This is a genomic window from Streptomyces triticagri, from assembly GCF_003429565.1.
GTDB lineage: Bacteria > Actinomycetota > Actinomycetes > Streptomycetales > Streptomycetaceae > Streptomyces > Streptomyces triticagri.
This window is the reverse complement of record NZ_QUAK01000163.1, coordinates 1-3,889: the sequence shown is the minus strand read 5'-3', so window position 1 is coordinate 3,889 and position 3,889 is coordinate 1. Positions and strand designations below refer to the sequence as shown.

The following is a 3,889-nucleotide window of genomic DNA, read 5'->3' as shown; positions in this document are numbered from 1 at the left end:
GCGCCGACCGCTGGACGGTCACCGTGCGGGCGGACGGCGCGCACCTCGCCGACCCCGCGGACGCCGCCGCGCTCGCGGACCGGCTGCGGCGGGCGGGCGCCGAACCCCGTACGGAAAAGGTCCGTTGGCCCAAGGGCGCCGACCGCAGCGGGCTGCTCGGCGCCCGGGTCAGGGTGGGGGAGTACGACACCGAGGCGCAGGCCGACGCCCGGCGCGCGGAGCTGATGGCCGACGGCTTCGACGCCCTGACGGAGTGGACCGGCGCGGACGGCGCACCCGGCACCGGGACCGCGGAGGTCGCCGTCGCCGTCGTGGACCCGAAACGCTACGGGGGCACCCTCACGGCCACCTACGGCACCGCGGTCGCCGGCCGCGAGAACGTCACCGGGATGGCGCGCGAGGCGGATGCCCTGCTCGCCGTCAACGCCGGCTTCTTCGTGATGGAGCCCGAGGACGGGGTGCCCGGCGCGGCCGCCGGAATCGCCGCGTACGACGGGGAGTTGCAGAGCGCGGCGACCGGCGGGCGGATCGCGGCGGTGCTGCGCGGCGACGGGCTGCGCCCCGAGTTCCGGAAGCTGGACACCGACCTGACGGTGCGGGTCGGCGGCGCGGCCGAGGCCGTGGACGGGGTGAACCGGATCCCGGGCCTGATCCGCAACTGCGGCGGTGTCGGCGGCGACAGCCCGACCGAGCGGCCGCAGCACGATGTGACCTGCACCGACCCCGACGAGATCGTGAAGTTCACCGACGAGCTCGGTGCCGAGACCCCGGCCGGCGACGGCGTCGAGGCGGTGCTCGGTGCGGACGGCGTGGTGCGTGAACTGCGCCCGCGCGGGGGGCCGGTGCCGGACGGCGGCAGCGTCCTCGCGGGCATCGGCGGCGGCGCCGACTGGCTGCGGGAGCATGCGGCCGAGGGGGAGGCCCTGACCGTACGGGAGCGGATCACCGACGAGAGCGGACGCACCGTCCGGCTCGGCGGCGGCGACGCGATCGTGAACGGCGGGCCGCAGCTGGTGCGGGACGGCCGGGTCGCCGTGAACTACGGCGCCGACGGCATCGAGCGGGCCGGTGACCCGTCGTTCGCCTACACCTGGGGTCTGAAGCGCAATCCGCGGATGCTGATCGGTGTCGACGCACGCGGCCGTCTGATCCTCGCCGCGGCCGACGGCCGTCAGCCGGGGCACAGTGACGGATTCGGCCTGAACGAGGCGGCAGAGCTGATGAAGTCGCTCGGAGCGAAGCAGGCCATGGCCCTGGACGGAGGCGACTCGGTCGGCATGGCCGTCGACGGCGAGCTGATCAACTCCCCGTCGGACGGCGCCGAACGGGCCGTGGGCGACGCCCTGCTCCTGAGCCGCTGACCGCGGGCTCGAAAGCGGGGCTCGGAGACCGGGCTCGGGCGCAGGGCTTGAAAGCCGGACTTGAAAGCCGGGCTTGAAAGTCAGGTAAGGCTAACCTAATCTCACTCCCGTGACTCGTGGTGGCCGCAGTAGCGCGACCGCCACCTGTACGGCTCCGGGATCCCTACGGTCGGGCCCCCGGAGCCGTACCCGCACCCGCCGGTGGCGCCCCGCCGGCGGGTGAGCGCGCCCCGGAGCGGCCCTCCCTCGAGGAGGCCGCCCCGGACGCGTGTCACTCGGTGGTCCCGCGGGATTCGCGGCCCGCGGGCCCACCGGGCACCGGGGGTGCGTACGAGGCGTTCGCGCACCGCAGTGGCCGAGGAGGCGCCGGTCAACTTCCTCTGTACGCAAGTCGGTTGATGCACACCGCAGCGGCTCACCGCACCGGACGGCGCAATCCCGGGCGTCTTCCCCGCGCCGCTTTGCACCCGGGCTCGTGGGACGTGACGATGACCCCGCCGGGGCCTTCCACCTCGCCGGAAAGGCCCGGGCTCCAAGGGGGAGACCATGCTCCGCATCCACTTCACCGATGCCGATCTGGCCCGCACGCGCATCGCCTCCGCGCCCGACCCGCTCTGGGAGATCTGCGCGAGCCTGCACCGTATGCAGTCCAGGCAGGGGCGCTGGGCGTACGCCGACTGGTACCGCGGCACCCGGGCCCGGCTGCACGACACCGGGATGGTGCGCACTCTGCGGACGCTGCTGCTGCCGCTCGTGCCGCGGGCCGCGTACTTCCCCGACTTCCTCACCCCGCCCGAGGCCGTCGACGGCCTGGAGGCGGGAGTCGAAGCCGTCCTCGCCACCGGCAAGGAGCGCGTACGGGCGGAGATCGGCATTCTGCACCGCACCAGCGGCGCTCCCGCCTGGGCACCGCGGCTCGCCGACCCCGAGCTGCGCCAGGACCTGGTGCACGCCCTGCGCCGCTATCACGCACTGGCCATCGCCCCGCACCACGACCGCGTCCAGGCCCGGATCGACGCCGAGCGCGCGGCCCGCGCCCGCGCCGTGCTGGACGGCGGCACCGAGGCCCTCCTCGCCGGCCTGGGCCCCGACCTGCGTTGGCAGCACCCCGTGCTGCACACCCGCTATCCCGAGGACCGCGACCTGTATCTGAACGGCCGGGGACTCCTTCTGGTGCCCTCGTACTTCTGCTGGGGCAATCCGGTGACGTTCGGGGACACGGAGCTCGACCCCGTGCTGATCTACTCGCTGCGGCACGAACCGCACCCGTCCGCGCTGCCCGGAGACCTGGGCTCCGGGGCGCCCCTCGCCGCCCTGCTCGGCCGCACCCGCGCCGCGGTGCTGCGCACGGCCGCCACGGGTGCCACCACCGGTGAGATCGCCCGCGCCGTCGGCGTCTCCGCGTCCTCGGCGAGCCAGCACGCCGGCGCGCTGCGCGAGGCCGGACTCCTGGTCAGCCGGCGGCACGCGGCGTTCGTCCTGCACACCCTGACCCCGCTGGGCGCTGCCCTGCTGAGGGCCAACGCTCCCTGTGCCGAGCCTCGTTGAGCCCGATCGGCAGGGCACGACGGGCAGGCAGCGGATACGGTTGACCTGCTGATCCGCGACGCAGGCCGCGGCGGGAGCGACCCGCCGCTGCTTCGGGGACGGGGGAGGGGAAGCCGGTGGAGATCCCGCTGCCGGCGGTCACCGCGATGGTGTCCGCGATGGGTACGGGCATGGCGACCGAGGCGGGCCGTCAACTGATGCAGCTCGTTGGCGGCCTGGCCGGACGCGACGGCCGGGCACCCGACAGCGGCGCGGACTGGGGCCCGCTCGCCCAGGTCCTGTGCGACCACGCGCGCGAGGACCCCGAGATCGCACTCCGGCTCGCCCACATCATGGCCATGACCCGCTCCACGCTCACCCCGCTCGCCATCGCCCGCACCCCGCAGCTCCCGCCCACCACCCAGTACTTCGAGAACCGCCGACCGCAGCTCAGGACCTTGGTGCGCGGCGCGGGGCGCAGGCCTGGACCGCACCCCCGCCGGGCGATGGTGCACGGCGAGCCCGGCGCGGGCACCACCGCGCTCGCCCTGCGGTTCGGCTGGAGCGAGGCGCAGCGCTTTCCCGACGGACAGCTCTACGTCGACCTGCGCCACGACACGGACCCGAACCGGGCCCTCCGCGACGCCCTGCGGCAACTCGGCGTGGACGAACGGCGCATCCCGGTCGGCGCCCTCCAACGCCGGGACACGTTCCAGGAGTTGGTGGCCGGCCGGCGCATCCTCGTCGTGCTGGACCAGGTGCGCTCGGTCGCCCAGATCAGACCGCTGCTCGCCGCGTCCCCGAGCGTGTTCACGGTCGTCGTCGGGCACCGTCCGCTCGCAGGGCTCGACGCCGAACGCGTGGAGGTCACCCCGCTGACCCAGCGGCACGCACTGCGGCTGCTCACCCGGGTGGCCGGCAAGGAGGCCGTGGACGCCCTCGGCCGCGCCGTCGACGGCGAGTTGGCCCGCTGCGGCGGCCGGCCGGGCGCCGTCCGGCTG

2 protein-coding genes and 1 pseudogene are annotated in these 3,889 nt (G+C 75.0%); all 3 read left to right on the top strand.

The window, feature by feature from the left end; genetic code table 11:
- Positions 1–1,361 (top strand): phosphodiester glycosidase family protein (locus tag DY218_RS25485; RefSeq protein WP_147336168.1); only part of this gene is annotated, 1,361 nt, incomplete at its 5' end.
- A gap of 546 nt (positions 1,362–1,907) precedes the next feature.
- Complete coding sequence (locus DY218_RS25480; protein WP_128558490.1) at positions 1,908–2,909, top strand: ArsR/SmtB family transcription factor; 1,002 nt, start codon at positions 1,908–1,910, stop codon at positions 2,907–2,909.
- Positions 2,910–3,025: 116 nt separating this feature from the next.
- A pseudogene (locus DY218_RS25475) lies at positions 3,026–3,889 on the top strand (tetratricopeptide repeat protein); the annotation flags it as partial.

Bases quoted from the DNA above. Each gene is read 5' to 3' on its own strand.
- DY218_RS25480 (WP_128558490.1), top strand. From the start codon at position 1,908: ATGCTCCGCATCCACTTCACCGATGCCGATCTGGCCCGCACGCGCATC.